This window comes from Microvirga antarctica (assembly GCF_017921815.1).
GTDB classification, from domain to species: Bacteria; Pseudomonadota; Alphaproteobacteria; order Rhizobiales; family Beijerinckiaceae; genus Microvirga; species Microvirga antarctica.
On record NZ_JAGEMM010000006.1, the window covers coordinates 217,937 to 241,685 of the forward strand.

Genomic DNA, 23,749 nt, shown 5'->3' on the forward strand with positions numbered 1-23,749 from the left:
TGACCCCCTCGGATGTCGACATGCCTCCGCGGATCGCCCGCGCTAGCGAGCTTGCCAAAGCAACCGCTTTCCAGATGTGAGCAGCGTCTCCATGACGCTACTGTGGAAATTGCCATGCTCGTTCAAATGACATTTTGAAGGGCCGCGATGTCGGATTGATTTACTCGTACGCAGGCCGAAGCGCCGGCGAATCGGCTGTGCTTTGGCGGTGACCGAGTTCGCCGCCACGAAGTCGTGGAAACAGGCTGGATCGCCGCTCAGCGTCCCGTACCTGTCACGATCGAGCTGACATCGACGACATAAAGCCGGCGCCGCGCCTCGTGGATCGAGTCGATGCAGACCTGCGTTCCGTCCGGGCTCCACCGCGGGTGCAGATCGCACCGGTTTTCCTTTCCCAGGTCGGGGCTGGTATAGAAGCCGCCGAGAGATGACCGGCGGCCCTCACGATCATGGGGCCGTCGAAGACCGAGTCCCTAAGCGGTTACCGCCTTGGCGTCGCATTCGGAGCGCCGGCCATCATCGACAGGATGGAGAAGCTCCAAGCGATCGTGTCGCCGCGGGCGGCCGGTTACAATCAGGCCGTTCTCCGGTCCTGGTTCGGAGAGCCCGCTGGCTGGATGCAGCGAAGGGTGGCGGAACACCAGAGAATTCGCGACGAAATTCTGGCGATCTTTCTGGCAGCGGGCCTCTCGGCGCGGCGCCCGCAGGCCGGAAGCTATCTCTTTCCGACACTCCCGCCTCTCGCCGTGTCTCCGTTCGATTTCATCCGGTTGCTCCGTCATCAGGCGAACGTGATCGTGACTCCAGGTATGGAGTTCGGTCCGCACGAGAGCAGCATCCGCCTGAACTCTCGCAGGATCGCGGAAGCGCCGTGGAGGCAGCACGTCGGATTGTCGAGATGGTCGATCTGTACAAGCATCAGAACGCTTAGCAAACCAGTCTGCTACCATGTGTCGTGAGTCTGGGGTTTAAGAGCTGGCTCGGTTGAGGTGATCTGTTTCGGGGCTATCACAACGTCGACCTCGGCGCTGTTTATGCCGTGACCGCGATTGCCTGCAGGGCGGTGAAGTCAGGCTGCGCGGGCGTCTGCCCTCCAAGACTTTGGTCAGGTCTCGTGCCTCTGCAGAAGAGCCAGGTATCGACCGCGCGATGAGCGGACCTGGGATACGCCGGCGACGGTGCGCAGGTGGGACTCCCCGTACGTGGCCGATTTCGAGATGCGTTAATGCCCCGTGCTCGCATGCTGCGTTTCACGACGATCGCCGGCGTGGCTGTCGCGGCCTTCGCCTCCGGAACGAAATGCTGGCGGCCCCTTCCAGAAGCAGGCTGCGTCATTGCGTGATCGTGCTGCGCAGGATCCTCATGAGGTGATGCGTGCGATGCGCATTTGCTCCCGCGCGGCTTTGATGCCACCCTAGAGGAATATTTACGCACATCGCGTCACGCCAGAAGAATCCAAGGAGATCATAACGATGCAGGTCCGGAGTTCGATTGAGTGTCTCGAATCGATTGCCACAGGTTTTGAGTGTTCATGCAAAGCGTGTGGCGATCCGACCAGAGCTTATGAGGGCTCTCGGCTGACGAGACGACAGGCCTTTGGTCACATGATGGCGGGCGTTGCAGGAGCTGGAATGATCGGCGCCTCGGGTCAGGCGATCGCGCAGGCGCCATCGGCAAGATGGCCGTCACGCACGAACCAGCCGCCGCACCGTGATTGCATCATCGAGGCCGGATCGGCGCTGATCTGGGAGAACGATGCGCCGGTCATCAAGCGTAACGTGTCGGTCAGGGTGCGCGACGATCGGATCGTCGAGATCAGCACCGATCCGATCCGCGGCGATACGCGCCGCATCGACGCGCGCGGACATCTTCTGCTACCGGGCTTCATCTCCGGACACACGCACGTTTCCATCGGGTCCTACACCCGCGCCGTGATCGATGGCGGGGGCGGCACTGCGGCGCCGCACGCGGTCGTAGAGGCTTTCGACGATGAGACGATGGACGATCTCATGGCGTTCAATCTGCTCGAATTGCTGCGTTCTGGCGTGACCACGATCGTCAACCAGGATCACAACGTCCGCCGCGCCTACTCCTACGTGCGCGTCGCCTCCCGCTGGGCCGCGCGCGGCTATCCCAGTGGCATGATCCCGGGTGTGGAGCGCCTGTTTCCAGTCTGGGGGCGAAAGGACGACAAGGCGCTCTACGATTCCGTTCCGGATACGCTGGTGGAAATCGAGGCCAACAGGCAATTCGGGCTGCGTTACAACGGCTCGGAAGACGGGCGGATACGGCCCAACATGGCGCCGCATGCCACGGACACGCACACGCCCGAGACGATGGGAAAGATCCTGGAGGCCGCCAAGGAACTCGGCAACGGCATTCACCTTCACCTCTCGCAATCCGACACCGAGACACAGCGGGTGAAGAAATTGTGGGGCGTCACGCCCGCAGCGTGGCTGAAGCAGCTCGGGTTCTATGACGTGCCGGTTTTCGCCGCGCATATGAGCGGACTCGATCTTGAGAACGACCTCAAGATCCTCGCAGAGAACAACGTCTTCTTCGCCACGTGCCCATCCGGCGGTGGCCCCGGCGGCACGCCGCAGCCGTGGCCCGAGGCGCTCGCCGCGGGCGTCAAGAGCGGGCCCGCGATCGACTCGCATTCGAACGACATGGTCGAGAACGTGAAGATGGCCGTCATCCATGGACAGGCGCGCCATGGGCTGATCGGGAAGACCAGCAAGGTGCCCCTCACGCGGCCCACGATCGAACAGGCCGTCAATGGCGCGACGGCGATTCCGGCAGGTGTTCTCGGCCGGCCCGACCTCGGACGAATTGCCGTCGGGGCCAAGGCCGATCTCATCACCATCGATGTGACCAGCCCGCTTGTCGGCGGCGGCGCGATGTCCCCGCGGCCGCTGTGGAACTTGCTCTATGCGTCGGGTGCCAACGTGAGAAACGTCATGACGGACGGCTACTTCCAGGTCCACGACAACGTCTTCGTGGTGGATGACGAAGCACGCATCGTCGAGCGTGGGGGAAAGGCCGTCGAGCGCATGTATGTTGAACTCTTGAAGATGGGCTACTTCAAATAACAAGGGCCTCTTGCCACGCTCACCAACGCGAGCGTGGCGAAGGCGGGGGAGCCTTGGCGTGACACGAAGCGAGAAAGACAAGATGCTCGCGGGTGATCTGTACCACGCGGGCGCGGCAGAGATTCAAGATGCACTGCTGGAGACGAGCGTGTGGTTGCGGCGTTTTCATGCCGCGACTGGAGAAGCGCCAGAGGTTCTGCGCGGGATCCTGGCGGAGCGGCTCTGCTCGGTTGGGGACGACGCTGTCATTCGGCCGCCGTTTCACTGTGATTACGGATTCAATATCGAGCTTGGAGCCGGGTCCTTCGTCAATTTCAACTGCGTGTTTCTCGATGTCGTGAGGATCACGATTGGCGCCGGGACGCAGATCGGTCCGGCCGTGCAGGTCTATACGGCAGATCATCCGCGCGACCCGCTGCAGCGGCGTGCGGGTCTGGAATTCGGACGTCCCGTCGTGATCGGCGCCCATGTGTGGATTGGCGGCGGCGCCATCATTCTGCCGGGCGTCACCATTGGCGATGACGCGATCATCGGCGCCGGCAGCGTGGTGACGCGGTCCGTGCCGGCGGGCGCGACCGTGGTGGGAAATCCGGCGCGGATTCGCGGCTGAAGCCTTGCGACGGAGGTCGGATGGCCGGGCGTCAGACCTCAGCCAGGGCGCGTTCGAGATCGGCCATCAGATCGTCTCGATGCTCGAGCCCGATGGACAAGCGCACAAGGCCGTCGCGGATGCCCATTTCGGCGCGCTGCTCCTCGGTGAATCGCTGGTGGGTGGTGGTGGCAGGATGCGTCACGAGGCTCTTCGCATCGCCGAGATTGTTCGAGATGCGGATCAACGCAAGGGCGTTCAAGAACCGGAAGGCACCGGCGCGACCGTTTTCGACTTCGAGCGCGAGCATCGTCGAACCACCCGTCATCTGGCGCGCGATGAGATCGGCCTGGGGATGATCGGCGCGGCCCGGATAGGTGAGGCGGGCGACCTTGTCGTGCCCTGCCAGGTAGTCCGCCAGAAAACCAGCGGTCGCCGTCTGGCGCTCGACGCGGATCGGAAGCGTCTCGAGGCCCTTCAGGAGCACCCAGGCGTTGAAGGGCGAAATCGATGGGCCGGTCATGCGCAGGAATTGCTGGACGTGCGTCTCGATAAAATCAACGGACGCGAGAATGATGCCGCCGAGACATCGGCCCTGACCGTCGATGTGCTTCGTGGCTGAATACACCACGCAATCCGCCCCGAGGGCGAGGGGCCGCTGAAAGAGGGGCGTGGCGAAGACGTTGTCGACGGTGAGTGTGGCGCCGGCCGCATGGGCGATCTCCGCCACCGCGGCGATGTCGATGATCTCCAGGCTGGGATTCGACGGCGTTTCGAGCAGGAAGGCCTTGGTGGCGGGCGTCACCGCCTGCCGCCATTCGTCCAGATTGGAACCATCCACGAGCGTGCACCCGACGCCGAACCGCGGCAACAGGTCCTCCACGACCCAGCGGCAGGAGCCGAACAGCGCGCGGGCGGCGACCACATGATCGCCTGCCTTCACCTGCCCCATCATGGCGGCAGTCACGGCGGCCATCCCGGTCGCGGTGGCGCGCCCGGTCTCGGCACCCTCGAGCGAGGCCATGCGCTCCTCGAACATGGTGGTGGTGGGGTTGGAATAGCGGGTGTAGCTGTAGCCAGGCTCCTCGTTGAGAAACCGGGCCTCTGCACTCTCCGCTGTGTCGTAGATAAACCCTTGCGTCAGGAACAGGGCCTCTGAGGTCTCGCCGAACGGACTCCGCAATTGGCCGTCATGGACGAGGCGGGTGTCGAGGTGCAACTTTTGGGCCAGGGGCGAACGATGTGTCATGCGCAATGTTAGGCACGTTCTTTAAAAAGAACAATCGTCTTTTTAGCAGGATGAACCGGCTTCCGTGTCTTTTGGCGAAAATCATCCCCTCGGCCGCCCGCTGAGGGGAGTGTCGTTCCACGGCGAGCCTGCGGCCGATCAGGAGCTGGTCACCCTTCCGCCCTTCCCACAAGACGCCGGATGACGGGCTCCAAGGATGCCTTCCAGGGCGGCAGTCTGACCCCATGAGCAGCCGCGATCTTGGTGCAGTCGAGGCGGGCATTGGCTGGTCGCCGTGCAGGCGTCGGATAATCAGCCGTCGTGATGGGTCGCACACGGGCGTGCGGCCCGCCCCATTTCTGGGAAAGCACAAAGGTCTCGGCCGCGAGGTCTGCCCAGCTTCCCGAGCCGGCGGCCGTCATGTGAAAGATCCCGCGCAGATCGGCCCGGCCCGGGCTGTCGATGAGGTTGCGACAGACGGCCAGGATCCCGTCCGCGATATCGAGCGCCGACGTGGGCGCGCCAACCTGATCGGCAACGACCGGGATCTCGTCCCTGTCGCCAGCAAGACGAAGCATCGTCTTGACGAAGTTCTTGCCGAAGGGGCTGTAGATCCAGGCTGTGCGCAGGATTGCATAGTCGTCCGTGGCCGACGCGACCGCCACTTCTCCGAGGAGTTTTGAGCGCCCATAGGCGCCGAGCGGGTGCGGCCGGTCCGTCTCCTGATAGGGCTGGGGAGACTGGCCGTCGAACACGTAGTCGGTCGAGATCTGCACCATCGGGATCCTCAGGGACGCCGCGGCTCCCGCCACCGCGCCCGCACCGATTCCGTTGATGGCTTCTGCCAGATCGCCCTCGGACTCAGCCTGATCGACTGCGGTATACGCCGCCGCGTTGACGATGATGTCGCCGCCGATCTCCGCGAGGACATCGCCGATGCCGGACGGATCCGCGAGGTCGATCTGCGGGCGACCGACGAGGGTGACGATCGCCCCATGAGAGGACGCGCGCTCGGAAAGCGACTGGGCAACCTGGCCGGTCTGGCCGATGACGACGACACGCACTGAAATTCAGGACCTTCTGAGAGAGGGAGAGATAATGGCGAGCGATCAGTTGCCGATCGCCACGCCTTCGCGACGGCTATCCGCACCGCCCACGAGCCCTGCGGGCGTCACAACGATCGCGTGGATGCCGGAATTCTGGTCGATCAGCTTGACCTCGTGACCTTTCGCCTCGAGCCCGGCCTTCCAGTCGGCGGCCTCGGTGCCGGCTTCCAGTTCCGTCGGGCCATTGCGACTGCCCACATTGGGAAGATCCGCTGCGACCTGCGGATCGAGTTTCCAATCCAGGAGCCCGACAAGTGCCTTCGCCACGTAGTTGATGATCAGGCTGCCGCCGGGAGAGCCGACGACCGCATAAAGCTTGTCGTTGCTATCGAAAACAATCGTGGGGGCCATCGAGCTGCGCGGACGCTTGCCAGGCTCGACCCGGTTCGCCACCGGCTTGCCATCCTCGACAGGCGAGAAGGAGAAGTCGGTGAGCTCGTTGTTCAGCAGGAACCCGCTCTTGGTCATGACCCGCGCGCCGAACCCGTCCTCGATGGTGGTGGTCATGGACACCGCGTTGCCATTGCGATCGACGATCGAGATATGGCTCGTGCCGAATTCGATTCCCTCCGACGCGCCCCAGAGAAATGCCTTCTGGAACGGCGGATCTCCCGGTTTGGCCTTGCCCATGGACCGATTGGGGTCGACCAGCGCAGCCCGACTCTTCAGGTAGCCGGGATCGGTCAGGCCCCGCACGGGGACGCTCACGAAGGCTGGGTCGGCGACGTAGAGACCCCGATCCGCAAAGGCGAGGCGACCAGCCTCGGAAACCCAGTGCACCGCATCAGGCCCGGGCTTGAGGGCCGCCATGTCGGTCTCCTGCAGCGTTGCCAAAATCTGCTGCACGGCGATCTGGCCGGAACTCGGGGGACCCATGCCGCAGACCTTGTAGGTCCGGTATTTGCCGCACAGGGCCGGCCGCTCTTCGACCTTGTAGGCCTTGAGATCCTCAAGGGTCATGTCGCCGGGATTGGTGGGGTGGCCGGTGACGGAGGCCACGATGTCGGCTGCGATGTCGCCGGAGTAGAAGGCATCCGCGCCCTTGTCCGCGAGTGTGCGCAGGGTCGTGGCAAAGGCCGGGTTCTTCAGGACCGTTCCGACGGCCTTGGGCTTGCCGTCCGCATCATAGAAATAGTCCCGCGCCCGGGGATCGGCCGCGAGATACTTTTCCTGCGTCAGCAGGCCGTTCAGGCGCGGCGAGATGGTAAAACCGGTATCCGCAAGGGTAGTCGCGGGCGCCAGCACCTGCGCCCAGGGGAGCTTGCCCCACTTCTTGTGCGCGGTCTCCAGGAGCCTGACGGTCCCGGGCACGCCGACCGAGCGGCCTCCGACGACCGCGTCGTAGAATTTCATCGGCTTGCCGTCGGCCCCGAGGAAGCGGTCGGGTTTCGCCGCAGCCGGCGCCGTCTCGCGGCCATCGAGGGTGGTCAGGACCGAACCATCCCAGAGCACCATGAAGGCCCCGCCGCCCATGCCCGAGCTTTGTGGCTCGACCAGGTTGAGCACGAGTTGAACCGCGACGGCGGCATCGACCGCGGAGCCCCCCGCGGCCAGAATCTGACGCCCGGCCTGGGCCGCCAAAGGGTTGGCGGCCGCCACCATGTCGCGGGTCGCCGCCGAGATCGTCTTGGCGGTTCGGCCCGTGGGCGCCTCCGGCGAGGGCGCCAGCGCCTGTCCCTGCGAGGGGCCGGACCAGACGAGAGCCGCCATCAAGCCTGCAACTCCGAGGCGGCAGGCACGCCATGCAAGGTGATCCATCGCACATCTCCTCAAGATCAGCGGGTTTTCCGGCTCCGGGAAGCTAACCGGAAATTGACCGGGAAGGCCACCCGGGTGATTCGCCTTTTCTCCCCGAGACGTTCATAGTCCCGACACGGTCTCTCGGCAGTGTGCGTTCTCAAGAGCGTGATTCGCAATTTGGGGAGGGTCGTCATGTGCGCCTATAACGTCTTTCGCAATACCGGCCCCGACGGATTGTCGTGCGCCGTGCCGGAAGAACGCTCGGTTCCGGCTTTTCTTGTTGCTCCGCACTGGAGGTTTGACGGCCGCATTGAAAATTCGGCCGGTGTTCCGCTGGGATTTGATGGTCGTGCCGCCGCCACCGGCGTCCGCTTCAACGGCTTTTATCTGTTTGCGACGTTCCAGAAATCGGCATCACACGCGGACTTGCATGTCTGAACACGGCCGGCCGGAATCGACGTTGATTTTGCAGCGCACCAACGACTGCCCGGGCAAGGTTTGCGTGCAATCGCCCTTGATCTCTGACATCGCGTGCGATCTTGTAGGCTGATGCGGCGCCCGCCGCGTCAATTCCATCTGATTTGGCCGTGACCTCCTCATTTTCTCTCATCTGGACCATCACGGCTGCGGCAACCTTGCTGCAGGCGGGAAATGGGCTTTTGCAGGCGCTGATGCCCCTGCGCATGCAGGCCGATGGTCTGCCGATTTCCGCGATCGGCATCGTGGCGGCAGCCTACGGGCTGGGGTTTTCATCGGGCTGTTTTCTCGCACCGCTCTTCATTCGTCATGTGGGCTACATTCGGGCTTTCGCGAGCCTCGCGGCCATTGTCGCCGTGCTCGTGCTTGCAATGACGCAGGCGCATTCGACTCTCGCGTGGGCGCTCCTTCGCGGCGCATCCGGCATGACGTTCGCGTGCATTTTCACCGTGACCGACGGATGGATCAGCGCGCGCGCGAACTCGTCGCAGCGCGGCCGGATTCTGTCGATCTACATGATGTGCACGAAGATCGCGCTCATGCTGTCCCCGCTGGGAATTGCATTCGGCAATATCCGCATGGACGGGCTCTTCATGGCGGTGAGCGCGGTGTTGTCGCTGTCGCTCGTGCCGATTGCCGCGACCTCGACGGCCGAGCCGCCGGCGCCGCGCACGGTGCGCATTCGCGTGCGCGCCCTGTTTTCCGTCGTGCCATCGGCGGTGATCGGTGCCTTCGCGGTCGGGCTGATCAACGGCCCGGTCATCGCCATCACGCCTGTCTTCGGCGTCAGCATCGGACTCAGTCAGGATAAGGCGGCCGCCTTGCTGTTCGCCCTGCAGGCCGGCAGTCTGCTGATGCAGTGGCCTTTGGGCTGGCTATCCGACCATTCGGATCGCCGGATCGTCATCGCCGGGCTCGCGGGCGCCACGTGCTTGGTGTCAATCGGCATCCTCCTCGCCAGCATGTACGAGGCGCAGACGCTCCTGCTGTTCGCGTTTGCGGCCTGGGGCGGAACGGCGCTCTGCATCTACTCGGTCTGCGTGGCGCATGCCTGCGATATTGTCGAACCGGATCAGATCGTCTCGACAGTCGGGACGCTCCTGTTTTCATGGGCCACCGGTGTCACCATCGGGCCGCTGCTCGGTGCGATGGCGATGGACATGATTGGTCCCGATGGGCTCTTCGTGTACTCCGCCATTGTCTCGATCATTCTGATGATCTTTGTTCTTTTGAGAATTCGCCGCCGGCGCCGCGATCCGGTCAAAGGCGGCTTTGCGGACATCGCGCCGTCGAGCTCAGCTGCCGTGTCGCTGACGCCGCGCGCAGAGGCTGCACACGCGGCGGCGTCGCCCGGCGCCGGCGGTTCTCCGTCAGGTCAGAGTGAGACTCCCGCGACGGTCAAACCCATCACCTCGCCGTAGCGGGCGAGCCGGGAATCAATCATGTCGTCGATCTTGGCGGAGACTTCTGCAATGCTGAGCTGGCGCGTCTTGCGTCCGACCTTGGCAAAAAACAGCGCCTTGTTGGCCTTCGCGGCGGCCGGGAACAAACGCGGAGCGCTCTGCTTGGGCTTGTCGTCGACGAGGCTCATGAACCTGCGGGCGCTGTCGACGCCGAAGAAGTGCGCCAGATAATATTCCGACCGGCTGATCTTGCGGCCCAGTTTGCTCTCGATGGTCGCTGTGTCGCGCTTCTTCATCTCGCCTGCCATCAAGGCCGACAGGAAGGCGTTGCGCCGCAAGCCGAGAATATGCTCGCGCATGCGCGCGTCATCCACCGTGAGTTGGCCCCCCACCATCTGAATCGCGTCGGCCTCTGCCTCGAAGCCATATTTGGCGCCAAAGGTGCGGATGACCTCGAGCCACGTGCCGGTGATAAACTGGAACAGGCCCTCGGCTGACGACGTCCCCGCCTTGTTGTGAGGAATGAAACTCGATTCCTTGTCGGCCAGCGCCATCATGTAGACCGGGTCGACGCCCGTGGTGTCCGACCCGCGCAAGATCGCATCGACGATCCAGCGGGGCACGCTGCGGTCGCCGAAATGCACCGCGTCTCCTGGGCTCTGCTGGCTGTCGGAGAACCCGTCGTCGCCCCAGTCGGCCGTCATGCCTGTAATCATGGCCCCACGAGGATCCGGGATGGTCGCCGCCGCACCGACCTTCACGATTTCCAGGGGATCCGGGCCCTCTGGACCACCGTCAGACGAGGCCGTTTCCGCCGGCCATGGAGTCGTCGCCCCCGCGACAGGAGCCAGCCCCGACAGGTCGATGGGCGCCGGCTCCAAGGCTGCCACAGAGGCATTCGGATCGAGCAGAAGCGGCGTATGAATGGAGCCCGCTGGCCCGCTCGCGCCATTGGCGGTGGCCAACGTGACGCAGAGGGCGCCCAGGGCACTCATGGTCACGCGGCGAAGAGAACGGAGCCTGTTGTTTGGTTGAGGCAAAGAGAACCGGTGCTCTGAGCTGCCGTTAATGGATTCGTAATACATTTCTGGCTGGCAAGCGTCATGTAACGCTGTCAGTTCGACTTTCATAGAATAACCCCCGACGGGATGGCGCAGTGCCCCTGTCAAAGTGGCATGCCATACGTGTTTCTTGTAAGCTGTACTGCCTCCTGACGTTCGGATGTGTTCAGAATAGGTCAGCTTGACCTTTTCGACGACACTCTGTGCCAGATGCGACGACCCGTCGCCTCTCGGAATGAAGGGGGTGACGTTAGCGCGCCCGTTGGCCCAGCGCGGTGGCGAGGCGCGGCAAGGCCTCGGGGAGGGGAATGCCGAAGCGCAGCAGGTTCGGGTCATGGGAGAAGGGGCGAACCCAGATCCCGGCCTGGGCCAAGTCTGAAAAGACCGTGAGGGCGTCAGGGTGACGGGCGAGACGAAACAGCCATGTGCCACCCTCAATCGTCAACCCGGCTTCAACCAGCAGATGGTCAAGCTCGTGGCAGACCAGCCGCAGGGCTCGCTTCTGGGCCAGCAGCCAAGCCGGATCGGCCAGAGCCTCGGCCCCGATGGCCAAAGCGGGTCCTGAAATCGACCACAAGCCGAGATGGGGTCGGATCGTGTCGGCGATGACCGTGGTCGCGATGGCAAAACCGAGCCGGATTCCGGCCAGCCCATAGGTTTTTCCGAAGGAACGCAGGACGATCATGGCCGGGCCGAGGCGCGGGACGACGGAGACGCCGTCTTCCAGATCCGCGAAGGCTTCGTCGACCACGAGCCAGCCGGCCCTGTCATGGAGCGCCTGTGCGGCCCGGGCGAGATCGGACCCGGGGATCACGCGCCCGTCGGGATTGTTGGGGTTGACGAGAATGACAACGTCCGGCCGGGTCGCGAGCGCCTGGGCCAGATCAGCGGCGGGCAAGCAGACATGCCCCGCACGCGCCCAGCATTCGGCGTGCTCCGTATAGGTCGGACCGAGAATGGCGACGCGGCCGGGGGGGCGAAGACGCGGCAAAAGCTCGATCAGCGCCTGGGTGCCGCCCGCTGCAACCACTTGCGCGGGATCGACCGCGCCATAGGCACGGGCCGCGATGGCCTCGAGGTCTCGAACGGCTCCGGTCGCGGGCAGCCTGGCCGAAGCCTCCGGCGGAAGGGCGCTGAACGGATAGGCCTGCGGGTTGATTCCGGTCGACAGGTCGATCCAGGGTTCGGGTGCTTCCGGGAACTTCGCTTTTGCGTCATGAAGGTCGCCGCCATGTTTCACGCTTGGGATGCTCCTGACCCGATGCCGTTCTTTCTTGCCACCCTTTCGACCACGTTGACAGCTCTCGCTGTGGAGGCAGCGGGCGGTTATCCGGCGCGGATTTATGCTGCGATCGGCCATCCGGTGACGTGGTTCGGTTCCCTCATCGGCGGCCTCGAACAGGTTCTGAACCGTCTTGAGCTTTCGCCGTCCAGCCGCCGATTTCGGGGAGTTGTAGCGCTTGTCGCCACGCTGGTCCTCACGGTGGGGGCGGCCGTGGTGGTGTCGGCGCTCGCAAGCCGCTGGCTGGCGGGCGGGGCCGTGATCCTTCTCGGCATTCTTGCGAGCACCCTGATCGCTCAACGGAGTCTCCACGACCACGTCCGCCGGGTGGCGAGCGGCCTGTCGACCAGTCTCGGCGAAGGCCGCATGGCCGTGGCGCATATTGTCGGCCGAGACCCCCAAACCCTCGACCGGGCCGCCGTCGCTCGCGCTGCGATCGAAAGCCTGGCTGAAAACTTCTCCGACGGGGTGGTGGCGCCGGTTCTCTATCTGGCCGTCGCCGGGTTGCCGGGCGCGGTTGCCTACAAGACCATCAACACGGCTGACAGCATGATCGGCCACCGCTCGCCCCGCTACGAGGCGTATGGGTGGGCGGCCGCCCGCCTCGACGATCTGGTCAACCTGCCGGCATCCCGCCTCTCTGCCCTGCTGATCGTGACGGCGGCAGCCTTGCGCCCTGGCTGCAGCGCGCTCGAGGCCGCAAGGGCTGTGTGGCGGGATGCATCCCGCCATCGCTCACCCAATGCGGGCTGGCCCGAGGCCGCGATGGCAGGAGCCCTCGGGCTGCGCCTTGCAGGCCCGCGCACCTATGACGGTGTGGTGGTCCAGGACGGATGGATGGGGCATGGGCGCTCCGAGGCGGAGGCCTCGGATATTCTGGCCGCGCTGGCTCTCTATCGCCTCGCCTGCACGCTTCAGGCCCTCGTGATCGCCGTCGTGCTCGTCACGGGGGGCGCCGGCTTTGCGTGAATCAAAACAACTTTCGCCCCTGCTGGGAGCGCTCGCCACAGGCCTCCTGCTGACCCTGGCGGCGATCTCGGCTGCGACGGCGCAAGAGCGCCCGGCCCGGGTCGTCTCGCTCAACCTCTGCGCCGATCAGTTGCTCCTGCGGTTGGCCGACCCGGCGCAGATCGCCTCTCTCAGCCCCCTGTCGCGGGACGCCTCCCTGTCGTATCTGGCCGATGGGGCAACCCGGTTCACGGCCAATGACGGACGGGGCGAGTCCATCCTTTTCAGCGGCGCGGATCTCGTCCTCACCGGCAGCTTCGGCCAGCAGACCCGGACCGCGCTGCTGCGCCGCCGGGGGTTCGACGTCCAGGCGCTTGAGCCATGGCGCTCGCTGGCCCATGGGCGCGAGCAGATCCGTCTTGTGGCCGGACGCCTCGGGCATCCCGAGCGAGGTGAAACGCTGATCGGCGAGATCGACGCCGCACTTGCTGACGCAGCCCATGCGGTACCGGCCGGACGCCGGATCCTGACCTATTATCGGCGCGGCTGGGTGCCCGCTTCCGACTCGCTGGTGAGCGAGATCCTGACCCATCTGGGCTTTTCCCCGCATCAGGAGAGCCTGGGCCTCGAGCGCGGCGGCATCGTGCGCCTCGAGACCCTCGTCATGACGCCGCCGGACGCACTCCTGCTCGATGACGAGTCTGGCAGGGCCATCGATAACGGATCGGCCCTGCTCACCCACCCGGCCCTTGCCGCCGCGGTCCCTTCGACGCGCCGCCTGTCTGTCGATAGTCGGTTGTCGATCTGCGGCGGACCCTCGACACCGGCGCTGATCCAGTCTCTGGCGGCACAGGCCCGTTCCAGCCTGCGCTAGCTTAGACAGCCGAGCGCGCGATCGCCAGAATGGCTTGCGTGTCGAGATGCGTGTCGAGATGAAGCGCCAGGGCATCGAGCGTGGCCTCGACGGTTTCGTCGTAGCGAAGGCCGTCGAAGGGCTGGTCCGGTGTCATGCCCTGGAGAAACGCCGTGCGGAAGGCGTCTACCGTGAACAGTCCGTGCAGATAGGTTCCGATAACCCTTCCGTCGGCCGAGGCCGCGCCCTCATCCAACCCGGCCACCTTAAATGGCGCGCGCGCTGTGTCCTCGCCTTGGGTCAGGCCGAGATGGATCTCGTAGGCGGCAAATGGCGTCCCGGTTGCTCTGTGGCGGGCCTGAATGGGTCGAACGGTCTTGTCCTGCCCTAGAACGGTGTCGACGGCGAGCAATCCAAGGCCCGCGACGGTTCCGGCATCGCCCTCCACGCCGTGGGGATCGGCGATCGTGCGCCCCAGCATCTGGTATCCCCCACACAAGCCCAGAACCGCGCCGCCGCGCCGGCGATGGGCCGCAAGATCGATGTGCCATCCCTGGGCTCGCAGGAAAGCGAGGTCGGCGATGGTGGATTTCGAGCCGGGCAGGATGATGAGGTCCGCATCGAGCGGCAGCGGCGTGCCGGGCGGAATCATCACCAGGTCGATGGCGGGATCGAGCGCAAGGGGGTCGAGATCATCGAAATTGGCGATCCGCGGCAGGACGGGAACGGCGATCTTGAACCCGGCCCCCGCACGGCGGGACGACGCGATGTCGAGAGCATCTTCGGCCGGCAGCGCGTGGGCCGATGGAAACCATGGGACGACGCCGAGCGACGGCCAGCCCGTCAGCTGTTCGATGGTTCTGACGCCTTCTTGGAACAGGCTGACGTCGCCGCGAAACTTGTTGATGAGAAAGCCCCGGATTTGGCTGCGGTCGGCTGCGTCGAGGACGGCGGACGTTCCCACAAGGCTCGCGATGACGCCGCCCCGGTCGATATCCCCCGCGAGCACGACCGGGACCCCCGCCGCATGGGCGAATCCCATATTGGCGATGTCCCCCGCGCGCAGGTTGGTCTCCGCGGGACTGCCTGCGCCTTCCACGATGATCAGGTCCGCGCCCTCGCTCAAATGGCGAAAACTGTCGAGCACGAAGGGCAGGAGGGTGGCCCGGTCGCGATAGGTGGCGGCGTCGAGCAGGCCGTGACGCTTCCCCTGGACGATGACCTGCGACCGGCGATCGGTCTCGGGTTTGAGCAGGACCGGGTTCATGTGGACATGGGGCGCGATCATCGCCGCCCGGGCCTGAAGCGCCTGTGCGCGGCCGATTTCGCCGCCCTCGACGGCTGCGGCGTTGTTCGACATGTTCTGGGGCTTGAACGGCCTCACCCGCAGACCGTGGCGCGCGAACAGGCGGCACAGGCCGGCGACGAGCATTGACTTGCCCACATTCGACCCGGTCCCCTGGATCATGACGGCGGGGATCCGCAGGCTCATGCGAGGTCGAGACGAAATGCAGGCGTGGGTTTTACCATGCGCGGGATGCCCGCCGTCACGAGCACGACCGCCTGTGCGGTCTCGGCGATGCGCTGGTTGAGTCGCCCCTGCGCGTCGCGAAAAAGCCTGCCGAGTGCCGTTGCCGGGACAATTCCCTGCCCGACTTCATTCGAGACGAGAACCAGCGGGCCCGCGGCGGATGACACGGCGTCGACAAGACGCTCGGTCTCAGGTCCCGGATCGCGCTCCGCCAGAATGACATTGGACAGCCACAGGGTGAGGCAATCGACGAGGACGGCCCGTCCCGGCGCGGCCTCGGCAAGGATCGCATCGGCGAGGTCGAGGCTCGCCTCCCGGGTCCGCCAGTGGATATCTCGGTCCGCCTGGTGCCGGGCAATGCGGTCCCGCATCTCGTCGTCGAACGCCTGCGCGGTCGCGATGAACACGCGCTCGGCGGAGGCCGCCTCGGCAATCTGCTGGGCGACCCGGCTCTTGCCCGAGCGGGCGCCGCCAAGAATCAAGGCGCTGCGGTACCGATCCATGCGACTACAGGGACAGGCGATCGAAGGGCAGGATCATGTGGAGATGCAGCCCGTCAGGGCGCCAGTCCCGCTCGAGACTGCCGCCCAATTGACCGCTGACGCTGCGCAGAGCGAGCTGCGTGCCAAAGCCCTCGAAGGTCGGGGCGCCCTCCAGGGGCGGACCGCCGGTTTCCTCCCAGATCAGGTCGACCCCGGTCTCGGTTTCCGTCCAACGAATCGTCAAATGGCCCTCCGGGCGCGACAGGCAGCCGTACTTGGCGGCGTTTGTCGCCAGCTCATGAAGCACCAGCGCAAGGCTCGTGGTGGTATTCGACCCCACGCTCACGGGCGGGCCCGCTGCGATCACCTGACTGCCGCCGGCTTCCACATACGGCGCGAGGACGGCATCGATCAACTGACTGAGGCTGGCCCGAGCGCCCGTCGAAGGGGCGCCGACGGTCAGCGGCTGCGCGAGCTCATGAGCACGGGCGAGCGCGCTGAGGCGTCCGCGCAGGGCCGTGGCCATTTCCTTGGTGTCCTTGGCGGTCCGCGCCGTCATGGACACCATGCCGTTGGCGATGGCGAAGAGGTTTTTGACCCGATGCGAGAGTTCGCGCATCAGCAACTCCTGCGCTTCCGCGACAGAGCGCCGGTGCGTCACGTCCCCGATGACACCGGAAAGACCGGCAACACGGCGCTCAGGACAGTCATCGACATAGATCACCCGGCCGTTGGAGCGCGTCCAGCGGACCGATCCATCCTGGAGGACGGTGCGATACTCAACCTCATAGACGCCGTTCGAGCCGGGAGCGAGGGCCGCCTCCATGCGTGCGCGAACGGCGTCGCGGTCATCGGGATGCACCCTCTCGAAGGCTTCATCGATGGGGAGGCTTCGTAAGCCGTCGGCCGGAATGTCGAACAGAGCGCAGCAGCCTTCGTCCCAGCTGACCGTGCCGGTTTCGCGTTCGACCCGCCAGGTCCCCAGCCTGGCGGCATCGAGAGCAAGGCGGTGCTGCTCCTCGAGCCCGCGCAGAGAGGCTTCCGCCTGCTTCTGGGCGTCAATGATCGTGCAGGTGCCGAACCACCGCAGGACAGTCCCGGCCTCGTTCCGATCCGGCATTCCCCGGCTCAGAACCCAGCTGAAAGCGCCCGACGCGCTCCGGATCCTGTATTCGACCTCGTAGGGTTCGCCCGCGGCAAGCGCCACAGCCCAGAGCCAGTCGACCGTTTTTAGATCGTCCGTGTGGACGGCGCTGCGCCACCCGCTGCCCACCGATTGTTCCGGCGACAGGCCGGTAAAGTCATACCATTGCCGATTGAAATAGTCGTGGAAGCCGTCTGGCCGGGTGGACCACACAAGTTGCGGCAACCGCTCTGCGAGGGTTGCGAACTGGCTCTCGGAATGGTTGAAATTCACCCGCGTTCCCCTGGCACCAGCAGAAAGCTGCGGTCCGCCCTTACTATAATCACAGTTGAGGGCTTTTTTTCGAGCCCGCACCGCCAATCCCAACATTACCCTGCGCCAGCCGGAGGGCAACGGGATGAGCGTGGGGCGCGAACGGATGATCTGATCTCCCCGTCTCTGGCACTTTTCGCAAGGAGCGACTAGATGCAGGATCACATCCGCATCGGGTCCGGCCTCCTCAACGTTTGCAACCGGTTTTCTTCTATGAACGATATGAGCCCTCGACCCGCGCCCGCCCCGGAGATGACGTCTGCCGAGGCGCTTCATCCCCGCGAGAGACGATCGCGCCGGTTTGCCTGGATTGGGATGGCCGCAAGCCTGCTGCTGTTCGGCGCGTCTCTGGTCGTGCTGTGGCATATGGTGTCGGGAATTGACGTTGCGGAGCTCAAGGCGGCCTTCACGGCAGCGAGCTTAAGGCAGATCGGACTGGCGGTGTTGTTGACGGCGGTCAGCTACAGCCTCTTGACCTGCTACGACGCCATCGCGCTTCGCCAGCTTCAGGTCCATATCCCTTACCGCACGACCTCGCTTGCCTCGTTCACCAGCTATGCGGTGAGCTTTACTCTCGGGTTCCCGCTCCTGACGGCCGGCACCGTCCGGTACTGGATCTACGCGCCTCGCGGGCTCAGTGCCGGGAGAGTGGCCAGCCTGACGGTCATCGCGGGCGTGACCTTCTGGCTCGGCATGGCGCTCGTTCTGGCGTGGACCATGATCAGGCAGGCTGATGAAGTCTCGAGTCTCGTCTGGACCAATATCTGGGTCAATCAGCTGGTTGGCCTTGCGGCCGCCCTCCTCGTGGTGGGCTATCTCATCTGGGTTTCCTTCAAGCGCCGCGTGGTCAAGATTCAAGGCTGGCGTCTGGAGCTTCCGGGGTTCCGCCTGACGGTCGCGCAGATGCTCATTGGAGCCGCCGACGTCTGCGCCGGCGCGGCCGTTCTCTACGTGCTGCTTCCCGGCGGACACAATATCGGGTTCGAAACGTTTGTGGCGATCTACATCTTCGCCGTGATGCTGGGGGTGGCAAGCCACGCGCCTGGCGGCCTCGGCGTCTTTGAGGCGACAATCCTGCTGGCTTTGTCGAGCTATCCCCGTGAGCCCGTTCTGGGAGCCTTGCTGCTCTACCGCCTCTGCTATTATCTGGTGCCCTTCGTGGTCGCCCTGGCGTTCCTTGGGGCGTACGAAATCCGCAACCGCATCAAGTCGTCGCGCGCTGCCTTCCGGCAGGATGAGGATGAGGCGGACAACGCGTCGCCCTGATCCCAGTCGTTACGCATATCCCGAAGGCCCAGAGATGAGCGCGCGCCCATGAGCTCCCAGGACGATCCCGAGCGGGGCGAGACAGCGCGGGCGGTGGCCGTCAGAAGCGCGGTGCTGACCTGCGCCATCCTCCTCGCCGCCGCTGCACTCCTCGGCGTCTTCAGCCTCTGGATGATGGGCGCGGCCGTCATCGCCATCGCTGTGTGCGCCGGACTTGCTCCCCGACGCCGGATCAGGGCCCTGCTTGCATCCGATCCCAGCACCATCGCCCGGCATCCCGGCGTGGCCGACGCCGTGCTGGCCCACATCCCCGACCCGGTGATCCTTGTCGATCAGCGCGCCATCGTCGTGGAAGCCAATGAGGCCGCGCTGCTGCTTCTCCCCGGGCTGAAACTCGGTCACCCGCTCTCGTTCGCCCTGCGCAGCCCGGTCGTGCTGGATGGCATCGATGAGGTTCTGGCCGCGCGCGAGCCCTTGAAGGTGGAATATTCCGAGCGCGTGCCGACGGAGCGAACCTTCGAAGTGCATATCGGCCCGCTGCGAAGCCAGAGTCCCGACCTGAAGGTTAGGTCGGGGGTCGTGCTGTTCTTTCGCGATCTCACCTCGGCGCGGCGGCTGGAGGCCATGCGGACGGATTTCGTTGCCAATGCCAGTCATGAGCTGCGCACGCCACTGGCCTCCCTGCTCGGGTTCGTCGAAACCCTCCAGGGCCCGGCGCGCAACGACACGGTCGCGCGCGAGCGTTTTCTCGATATCATGCGCCAGCAGGCCCAGCGCATGACGCGGCTGATCGATGACCTGCTGTCGCTGTCGCGCATCGAGATGCGGCTGCACGTTCATCCGACGACCCCGGTCGATCTCGTGGCGATCACCGCACACATGGTCGAGGCCTTGACCGCGCTTGCCACCACGCGGGGCGTTTCCCTGGAGGCTGACCTTCCAGCAGGTCCCCTTTTCGTTCTTGGTGATCGGGATGAGCTGCTGCGCCTGCTGGAAAACCTGATCACCAACGCTTCGAAATACGGCGAAGCCGGCGGCCGGGTGGACATCTCTCTGGCGCGGTCCGACGGTCCGCACGGCCAGTCACAGGCCGTTCTGTCCGTTCGCGACTATGGTCCGGGCATCGCGCCCGAACACCTGCCGCGGCTGACGGAGCGCTTCTACCGCGTCGATGTGGAACAGAGCCGCGAAAAAGGCGGCACGGGTCTGGGGCTCGCCATCGTCAAGCACATCGTGAACCGCCACCGGGGAGTTCTCGCCATCGACAGTAAGCCGGGCGAGGGTGCCCGCTTCCTTGTCACGCTTCCCGAAGTTCGGACCTGAAACAGCCTCTGGCCGGGTGTCACTGAACTGTCATCGAACTGTCGTAGACCCGACATCGCGACCCCGTAGGTGTCCGGTGCGGTCGGGTTCGGTCCCTTCTTCGAGGTGACTCCGCCGCTTCTGTGAACAAGGAGATGTCTCTTGAAACCTCTATCCTTCGCCTTCGCGGCTGGCCTTGCCGTCGCCTCTTTCTCGACTGCTGCCACGGCCGCCGAAATCACCGGCGCAGGCGCGACGTTCCCGTTTCCGATCTACGCGAAGTGGGCGGAAGCTTACAAGAAAGACACCAATAACAGCCTGAACTATCAGTCGATTGGCTCCAGCGGCGGCATTCGCCAGATCCGCGCCAAGACGGTTGATTTCGGTGCGACCGATGCGCCCCTGAAAGGCGATGAGCTGGACAAGGACGCCTTCGTCCAGTTTCCGATGGTCACGGGCGGCGTGGTCGCCGTCTACAACATTCCCGGCGTCGCCTCGGAGAAGCTGAAGCTGAGCGGCGAGGTTCTGGCCGATATCTTCAACGGCAAAATCACCAAGTGGAACGATCCCAAGATCGTCCAGATCAACGCGGGCGTCACGCTTCCGGCCGCCACCATCACGCCGGTCTACCGTTCCGACGGATCGGGCACCACCAGCGTGTTCACGACCTACCTGTCGCAGGTCTCCGAGACCTGGAAGAGCGGTCCGGGAGCGGGCGCTTCGGTGCAGTGGCCTGCAGGTCAGGGCGGCAAGGGCAACGAGGGCGTCGCAGCACTCGTCAAGCAGGTGCCGAACGCCATCGGGTACGTCGAATATGCCTATGCCAAACAGAACGCCATTCCGTTCGCCCAGATGCAGAACAAGAACGGCAAGTTCGTGTCGCCTGACTCGGCCACCTTCCAGGCGGCCGCAGCCGGCGCGGACTGGAAGTCGGCTCCCGGTTACGGCATCTCGCTGACCAACCAGCCGGGCGACGCCGCCTGGCCCATCACCGCCCCGACCTTCATCCTGGTTCCCAAGAACCCCGAGAAGCCGGAACAGGTCGCCGAAGCCCTCAAGTTCTTCGATTGGGCCTTCAAGAACGGCGACAAGATGGCGGTCGAGCTTGATTACGTTCCCCTGCCTGCGCAGGTGAAGGACCTTGTTCGGGCCACCTGGGCTGCCGACATCAAGGACAAGTCCGGCCAGCCGGTCTTCAAGAAGTAACGCGACCACCTCTGGATAAGAATCGGATCGGCGGATGGTAGCTCTCTCGCAAGAACGTCTCGTCTCAAGCATCAGCGCTCCCGTCCGCCGCTCACCGCCCAAAGCCTTCGACCGCTTCTTTCGGATCGCCAGTCTCGGCTCGGCCCTCCTGGTGCTGACCGTGCTGCTCGGCATCCTTGCCTCCATGGTCTACGGGGGGGCTCCGGCCTTCCGCGAATTTGGTCTCGGGTTCATCACCTCCAGCGTCTGGGATGTGCAGCGCGACCAGTACGGCGCCTGGGTGGCCATCGTCGGGACGCTGACGACGGCGCTGATCGCCCTGGTCATCGGTGTTCCGATCTCGCTCGGCATCGCGATCTTCCTGACGCAGCTCTGCCCGCTCTGGCTGAAGCGTCCCGTCGCCACGACGATCGAACTGCTCGCCGCCGTGCCCAGCATCATCTACGGCATGTGGGGTCTGTTCGTCTTTGCGCCGCTCTTCGCGCGGTTTATCCAGATCCCTGTCTCCAATCTGGTGGAAGGCATTCCGATCATCGGCACCGTGCTCTATGCCAGCGTCCCGTCCGGCGTCGGCATCCTGACGGCCGGCATCATCCTGGCGGTGATGATCGTACCCTTCGTCGCCTCCATCACCCGGGACATTTTCGACCAGATCCCGCCAGTTCTGCGCGAGAGCGCCTATGGCATCGGCTGCACGACCTGGGAAGTGGTGCGCCATGTTCTCCTGCCGCAGGCTGGCGTCAGCATCATCGGGGCGGTCATGCTGGGTCTGGGCCGCGCGCTCGGCGAAACCATGGCGGTGACCTTCGTCATCGGAAACGCCAACCGGCTGTCGGCCTCGCTGTTCGATCCGGGTTCGACCATCGCGTCGCGGATCGCCAATGAATTCAATGAGGCGCTCGGCCTCCAGCTCAATGCGCTGATGGCGCTGGGTTGCATCCTGTTCCTCGTTACCTTCACCGTCCTCGTGCTGGCGCGCCTCCTGATCGCCCGCGTCAATGCCCGATAGGAGGCACTGATGGATACGGCCCTGCAAAACTCCCACATGGCCACGGCAAAGCCGTGGGGCCGCGTACGTCGCAGCCGCTATGTGGCGGACCGCGCCCTCAAGATCATCTGCACGCTGTTCACCATCATCGGCGCCTTCGTTCTTGGCTGGATCCTGCTGATGCTGATCATCGAGGGCGCCCAAGGCTTCTCGCCGCTCCTGTTCACGCAGACGACCCCCGGTCCCGGCACGCAGGGAGGCGGCATCGCGAACGCCCTCGTGGGCAGCCTGATCCTCACCGTTCTCGGCATCGTGGTTGCGACCCCGGTCGGGGTGTTGGCCGGCACGTATCTGGCCGAGTACGGACGGACCTCCAAGCTCGCGGAGGTCATCCGCTTCGTGAACGATATCCTGCTCGCCGCACCGAGCATTCTCATCGGCCTGTTCGTCTACACCCTGATGGTGCAGCCCATGGGCAGCTATTCGGGTTGGGCCGGCAGCGTGGCGCTGGCCATCATCGCGGTTCCGGTGATCGTGCGAACGACCGAGGACATGCTGCGCCTCGTTCCTGGCTCGCTGCGCGAAGCGGGCGCTGCCCTCGGCGCGCCGATGTCGACAGTCATCATGCAGGTGAGCTGGCGGGCGGCGCGGGCCGGCATGGTGACGGGCGTGCTGCTTGCCACTGCGCGCATCGCCGGCGAGACGGCGCCATTGTTGTTCACCGCGCTGAACAACAATTTCTGGTTCAAGCCGAATCTCATGGGCGGCGTCTCGAACCTGCCGGTCATGATCTACCAGTTTGCTTTGGCGCCTTACCAGAACTGGCGCGAGCTGGCATGGGCCGGCGCGCTTATCATCACCCTGTCCATCCTGGCGCTCTCCATCGTGGCGCGCCTGATCGTGAAGAAGGATCAAGCACGATGAGCCAGATCTCCGTCAACACCAGCAGCGCCATCGGCCATGCGGCAGCCGCCGACATCGATGCGCCGATCCGCATCGCCGTGCGGAATCTCAATTTCTACTATAGCGACGCGCTGGCCCTGAAGAACGTGTCGATGAATTTTCACGACAAGCAGGTGACGGCTCTGATCGGACCGTCCGGCTGTGGCAAGTCGACGTTGTTGCGCACGTTCAACCGCATCTACAGCCTCTACCCGGAGCAGCGCGCCGATGGCGAGATCCTGCTCGACGGCCAGAATGTGCTGTCGCCGTCCGTGGACGTGAACGAACTTCGCGCCCGCGTCGGCATGGTGTTCCAGAAGCCGACGCCGTTTCCGATGTCCATCTACGACAACATCGCGTTCGGCATTCGCCTCTACGAGAAGCTGCCGAAGTCGGAACTGGATGGCCGCGTCGAGGAAGCGCTCAAAAAGGCGGCCCTCTGGAACGAGGCGAAGGACAAGCTGCGCCAATCCGGCATGGGCCTGTCAGGCGGTCAGCAGCAGCGCCTGTGCATCGCCCGCACGATTGCCCAGAACCCGGAAGTGATCCTTCTCGACGAGCCGACCTCGGCGCTGGATCCAATCTCGACCGGCAAGATCGAGGAACTGATCGAGCAGCTTCGCGAGGAATTCACCATCGTGATCGTCACGCACAACATGCAGCAGGCCGCGCGCATCTCGCAGTTCACCGCCTTCATGTATCTGGGCGAACTGGTCGAGTTCGGTCAGACCGACAAGATGTTCATGACGCCGACCAAAAAACAGACCCAGGACTACATCACCGGCCGCTTCGGCTAA

21 protein-coding genes are annotated in these 23,749 nt (G+C 64.7%); 13 read left to right on the forward strand and 8 right to left on the reverse strand.

All coding sequences use genetic code 11. The features are described 5' to 3' along the window. The first annotated feature begins 449 nt into the window (after positions 1-449). From J4G32_RS17590 to J4G32_RS17600, 3 genes are all read left to right on the forward strand, one after another. A complete protein-coding gene (locus J4G32_RS17590) occupies positions 450-959 on the forward strand; it encodes an aminotransferase class I/II-fold pyridoxal phosphate-dependent enzyme (RefSeq protein WP_246505208.1) in 510 nt (169 codons plus the stop codon). Between the two features lie 672 nt (positions 960-1,631). Further along, the gene (locus J4G32_RS17595) at positions 1,632-3,092 is read left to right on the forward strand and encodes an amidohydrolase family protein (protein WP_210496814.1); all 1,461 of its coding nucleotides are present in this window, start codon (positions 1,632-1,634) and stop codon (positions 3,090-3,092) included. 58 nt (positions 3,093-3,150) lie between these two features. Then, the gene (locus J4G32_RS17600; protein ID WP_210496815.1) at positions 3,151-3,702 is read left to right on the forward strand and encodes a sugar O-acetyltransferase; all 552 of its coding nucleotides are present in this window, start codon (positions 3,151-3,153) and stop codon (positions 3,700-3,702) included. Positions 3,703-3,733: 31 nt separating this feature from the next. On the opposite strand, the gene J4G32_RS17605 is transcribed toward J4G32_RS17600, so the two are convergent. The 3 genes from J4G32_RS17605 to ggt form a co-directional block, all read right to left on the reverse strand. Further along, positions 3,734-4,930: an O-succinylhomoserine sulfhydrylase gene (locus J4G32_RS17605; RefSeq protein WP_210496816.1), complete on the reverse strand. Its 1,197-nt coding sequence runs from the start codon at positions 4,928-4,930 to the stop codon at positions 3,734-3,736. A 149-nt stretch (positions 4,931-5,079) separates the two neighbouring features. Further along, the gene (rfbD, locus tag J4G32_RS17610) at positions 5,080-5,973 is read right to left on the reverse strand and encodes a dTDP-4-dehydrorhamnose reductase (RefSeq protein WP_210496817.1); all 894 of its coding nucleotides are present in this window, start codon (positions 5,971-5,973) and stop codon (positions 5,080-5,082) included. Between the two features lie 45 nt (positions 5,974-6,018). Next, a complete protein-coding gene (gene ggt, locus J4G32_RS17615; protein WP_210496818.1) occupies positions 6,019-7,773 on the reverse strand; it encodes a gamma-glutamyltransferase in 1,755 nt (584 codons plus the stop codon). A gap of 174 nt (positions 7,774-7,947) precedes the next feature. Between ggt and J4G32_RS17620 the strand changes: the two genes are divergently transcribed. Next, positions 7,948-8,193: a hypothetical protein gene (locus tag J4G32_RS17620; protein WP_210496819.1), complete on the forward strand. Its 246-nt coding sequence runs from the start codon at positions 7,948-7,950 to the stop codon at positions 8,191-8,193. A 149-nt stretch (positions 8,194-8,342) separates the two neighbouring features. Next, entirely contained in the window at positions 8,343-9,653 is a 1,311-nt protein-coding gene (locus J4G32_RS17625) for an MFS transporter (protein ID WP_210496820.1), read from the forward strand. Here J4G32_RS17625 and J4G32_RS17630 read toward each other — a convergent pair. Both J4G32_RS17630 and cobD read right to left on the reverse strand, forming a co-directional pair. Then, positions 9,608-10,630 (reverse strand): lysozyme family protein, encoded by a 1,023-nt coding sequence (locus tag J4G32_RS17630; protein ID WP_210496821.1) that lies wholly within the window; start codon positions 10,628-10,630, stop codon positions 9,608-9,610. The two genes, J4G32_RS17625 and J4G32_RS17630, sit on opposite strands and share 46 nt — an antisense overlap. A 316-nt stretch (positions 10,631-10,946) precedes the next feature. Next, complete coding sequence (gene cobD, locus J4G32_RS17635) at positions 10,947-11,936, reverse strand: threonine-phosphate decarboxylase CobD (RefSeq protein ID WP_343232675.1); 990 nt, start codon at positions 11,934-11,936, stop codon at positions 10,947-10,949. On the opposite strand from cobD, the gene cbiB reads away from it, so the two are divergent. Together cbiB and J4G32_RS17645 are read left to right on the forward strand one after the other, a co-directional pair. Next, positions 11,928-12,947 carry an adenosylcobinamide-phosphate synthase CbiB gene (gene cbiB, locus J4G32_RS17640; RefSeq protein ID WP_425515530.1) on the forward strand — a complete coding sequence of 340 codons (1,020 nt, stop codon included), beginning with the start codon at positions 11,928-11,930 and terminating at the stop codon, positions 12,945-12,947. The genes cobD and cbiB overlap by 9 nt on opposite strands. Then, a complete protein-coding gene (locus tag J4G32_RS17645; protein ID WP_246505210.1) occupies positions 12,940-13,800 on the forward strand; it encodes an ABC transporter substrate-binding protein in 861 nt (286 codons plus the stop codon). The genes cbiB and J4G32_RS17645 overlap by 8 nt, the downstream gene beginning before the upstream one ends. A 1-nt stretch (position 13,801) precedes the next feature. Here J4G32_RS17645 and J4G32_RS17650 read toward each other — a convergent pair whose 3' ends face one another. Genes J4G32_RS17650 through J4G32_RS17660 form a run of 3 tightly spaced genes read right to left on the reverse strand, consistent with a single transcriptional unit; the run spans position 13,802 to position 17,209 of the window. Further along, positions 13,802-15,271, reverse strand: a complete 1,470-nt coding sequence (locus J4G32_RS17650; RefSeq protein ID WP_210496824.1) for a cobyric acid synthase — start codon at positions 15,269-15,271, stop codon at positions 13,802-13,804. Further along, on the reverse strand, positions 15,268-15,813 hold the full coding sequence (cobU, locus tag J4G32_RS17655; protein WP_210496825.1) for a bifunctional adenosylcobinamide kinase/adenosylcobinamide-phosphate guanylyltransferase: 546 nt from the start codon (positions 15,811-15,813) through the stop codon (positions 15,268-15,270). Before cobU ends, J4G32_RS17650 begins: the two co-directional genes overlap by 4 nt. 4 nt (positions 15,814-15,817) lie before the next feature. Then, positions 15,818-17,209, reverse strand: coding sequence for a sensor histidine kinase (locus J4G32_RS17660; protein ID WP_210496826.1), 1,392 nt, complete (start codon positions 17,207-17,209; stop codon positions 15,818-15,820). Between the two features lie 252 nt (positions 17,210-17,461). Between J4G32_RS17660 and J4G32_RS17665 the strand changes: the two genes are divergently transcribed. The 6 genes from J4G32_RS17665 (at position 17,462) to pstB (ending at position 23,749) form a co-directional block, all read left to right on the forward strand. Continuing rightward, positions 17,462-18,514, forward strand: a complete 1,053-nt coding sequence (locus J4G32_RS17665) for a lysylphosphatidylglycerol synthase domain-containing protein (protein WP_210496936.1) — start codon at positions 17,462-17,464, stop codon at positions 18,512-18,514. A 48-nt stretch (positions 18,515-18,562) separates the two neighbouring features. Further along, a complete protein-coding gene (locus J4G32_RS17670; protein WP_246505214.1) occupies positions 18,563-19,837 on the forward strand; it encodes an ATP-binding protein in 1,275 nt (424 codons plus the stop codon). 141 nt (positions 19,838-19,978) lie between these two features. After that, positions 19,979-21,022, forward strand: coding sequence for a phosphate ABC transporter substrate-binding protein PstS (gene pstS / locus J4G32_RS17675; protein ID WP_210496827.1), 1,044 nt, complete (start codon positions 19,979-19,981; stop codon positions 21,020-21,022). A gap of 34 nt (positions 21,023-21,056) precedes the next feature. Further along, positions 21,057-22,031, forward strand: coding sequence for a phosphate ABC transporter permease subunit PstC (gene pstC / locus J4G32_RS17680; RefSeq protein ID WP_210496828.1), 975 nt, complete (start codon positions 21,057-21,059; stop codon positions 22,029-22,031). A gap of 9 nt (positions 22,032-22,040) precedes the next feature. Then, a complete protein-coding gene (gene pstA / locus J4G32_RS17685) occupies positions 22,041-22,934 on the forward strand; it encodes a phosphate ABC transporter permease PstA (protein WP_210496829.1) in 894 nt (297 codons plus the stop codon). Continuing rightward, the gene (gene pstB / locus J4G32_RS17690; RefSeq protein WP_210496830.1) at positions 22,931-23,749 is read left to right on the forward strand and encodes a phosphate ABC transporter ATP-binding protein PstB; all 819 of its coding nucleotides are present in this window, start codon (positions 22,931-22,933) and stop codon (positions 23,747-23,749) included. Before pstA ends, pstB begins: the two co-directional genes overlap by 4 nt.

Bases quoted from the DNA above. Each gene is read 5' to 3' on its own strand.
- J4G32_RS17590 (WP_246505208.1), top strand. From the start codon at position 450: ATGGGGCCGTCGAAGACCGAGTCCCTAAGCGGTTACCGCCTTGGCGTC.
- J4G32_RS17595 (WP_210496814.1), top strand. From the start codon at position 1,632: ATGATCGGCGCCTCGGGTCAGGCGATCGCGCAGGCGCCATCGGCAAGA.
- J4G32_RS17605 (WP_210496816.1), bottom strand. From the start codon at position 4,930: ATGACACATCGTTCGCCCCTGGCCCAAAAGTTGCACCTCGACACCCGC.
- ggt (WP_210496818.1), bottom strand. From the start codon at position 7,773: ATGGATCACCTTGCATGGCGTGCCTGCCGCCTCGGAGTTGCAGGCTTG.
- J4G32_RS17620 (WP_210496819.1), top strand. From the start codon at position 7,948: ATGTGCGCCTATAACGTCTTTCGCAATACCGGCCCCGACGGATTGTCG.
- J4G32_RS17630 (WP_210496821.1), bottom strand. From the start codon at position 10,630: ATGAGTGCCCTGGGCGCCCTCTGCGTCACGTTGGCCACCGCCAATGGC.
- cbiB (WP_425515530.1), top strand. From the start codon at position 11,928: ATGTTTCACGCTTGGGATGCTCCTGACCCGATGCCGTTCTTTCTTGCC.
- J4G32_RS17650 (WP_210496824.1), bottom strand. From the start codon at position 15,271: ATGAGCCTGCGGATCCCCGCCGTCATGATCCAGGGGACCGGGTCGAAT.
- cobU (WP_210496825.1), bottom strand. From the start codon at position 15,813: ATGGATCGGTACCGCAGCGCCTTGATTCTTGGCGGCGCCCGCTCGGGC.
- J4G32_RS17665 (WP_210496936.1), top strand. From the start codon at position 17,462: ATGAACGATATGAGCCCTCGACCCGCGCCCGCCCCGGAGATGACGTCT.
- J4G32_RS17670 (WP_246505214.1), top strand. From the start codon at position 18,563: ATGAGCTCCCAGGACGATCCCGAGCGGGGCGAGACAGCGCGGGCGGTG.
- pstC (WP_210496828.1), top strand. From the start codon at position 21,057: ATGGTAGCTCTCTCGCAAGAACGTCTCGTCTCAAGCATCAGCGCTCCC.
- pstA (WP_210496829.1), top strand. From the start codon at position 22,041: ATGGATACGGCCCTGCAAAACTCCCACATGGCCACGGCAAAGCCGTGG.
- pstB (WP_210496830.1), top strand. From the start codon at position 22,931: ATGAGCCAGATCTCCGTCAACACCAGCAGCGCCATCGGCCATGCGGCA.